The organism is Vibrio sp. Vb1574, from assembly GCF_033338675.1.
This window is the reverse complement of sequence record NZ_JAWOTC010000215.1, coordinates 1-1,381: the sequence shown is the minus strand read 5'-3', so window position 1 is coordinate 1,381 and position 1,381 is coordinate 1. Positions and strand designations below refer to the sequence as shown.

Genomic DNA, 1,381 nt, shown 5'->3' with positions numbered 1-1,381 from the left:
ATTTTGGCTGGCAAACCGATAAGCAAGTCGGGATCGAGCGCGGCCATAATCGGCACCAGTTTCGGGTCCATCAAGGGCGTTTTTAAATGTGTGTCTGGGTCTGAAACCACTGCCGCGATCGTCACTTCAGAACCAGTGCCAGAAGTGGTTGGAATAACAAACAGAGGCGCTGGGGTTCGCCATACTTTGAAAAGTCCTGAGAGCTTTTTGATTGAGCGCTTGTTACTTACTCTTGCAGCAATCACTTTTGCACAGTCAATGGCAGATCCGCCACCTAACGCCAAAATGGCTTCCGACTGAGAGGCGTTGTAAGCACGTAATCCATCTTCCACTTGATCGTAAGTTGGGTCTGGTTTTACTTCAGAAAACACGCTCACCTGTAAACCCAACCCCTGCGTTTGCTCCAAGACTTTACCTACCATACCTATTCGAACTAATCCCTCATCGGTCACTAGCAACAAACGTCGAAAGCCTAGATCAGATATCGCCTCCAACAACTCAGATACGGCTCCCGAACCAGAAAACAACGTCGGCCGTGGAAGTGGCAGCACATGCGCTGCAATTTTTAGCCCTTTGGTGTAACTGCGATACAAACAATGTTTCAACATACAAATTCCTTTTGAGTTGGAGCATTTAGTCTAGTAGATTTTCAGGCAACTCTTCTTTGCTGCTTCACAAATTCGCAATCGAGTCGTTTACCTTTTCTTAATTAACTCATTGAGCTAATTAAGAAACAAAATGGGGATGTTTTCTTTCCTACAGTGACCACCACAATAGGTATTCCATCTGCACCGTCTTTACGATTTACATTGAGAGTGGCAGCAAAACGTGCAACGTCACTTTGAGGCCGAAAACCCTAAAGTCGTCTCTCCCCCTTTGTTTGCTGATGTTTTAGTCAAAAGTAGAAATAAGAATACGTTGCATCATGATTTATTGTCGTTTTCAAAGAAGTCAACCAAAGCAACAAGAATCTTTTAAAACCAATACTCAGCTCAAAGAACTGACGTTAAACAGTGAGCTTCGAGTGATATTCTTATGCAACTAGGATTATTATCTACGCCATAATTAAAATTACGTCCAAATAGCCCACCTTTAAGGGTTCTTTTCGCTGTCGCGCCCTTTCTCTAAATATCAGGCCATGATGTCGGTTTGCGTGGGCTTAAAAACATGTCGGTATAAATAATGAAGCATTCTTCCTCTCCCGATGCTATTGCGGGTTTTGAAGTCGATCTAAAACAAGCGCTCATCTGGGTCGCCCGTGCACTCGACTATGTAGGTGTCGATGACACTCACCACAGTCACCGCGTCGCATACATCGCCTACCAATGTGCTCTAGCCTTAAATTGGGATTTAAAGAAAGCAGAGTTTTGTTACTTTGCAG

The 1,381-nt window shown here is 44.2% G+C and carries 1 protein-coding gene and 1 pseudogene; one reads left to right on the top strand and one right to left on the bottom strand.

The features are described 5' to 3' along the window. Positions 1-608 (bottom strand): iron-containing alcohol dehydrogenase (locus R7O12_RS24935; protein WP_318126733.1); only part of this gene is annotated, 608 nt, incomplete at its 3' end. A 574-nt stretch (positions 609-1,182) separates the two neighbouring features. On the opposite strand from R7O12_RS24935, the pseudogene R7O12_RS24930 reads away from it, so the two are divergent. After that, a pseudogene (locus R7O12_RS24930) lies at positions 1,183-1,381 on the top strand (hydrolase); the annotation flags it as partial.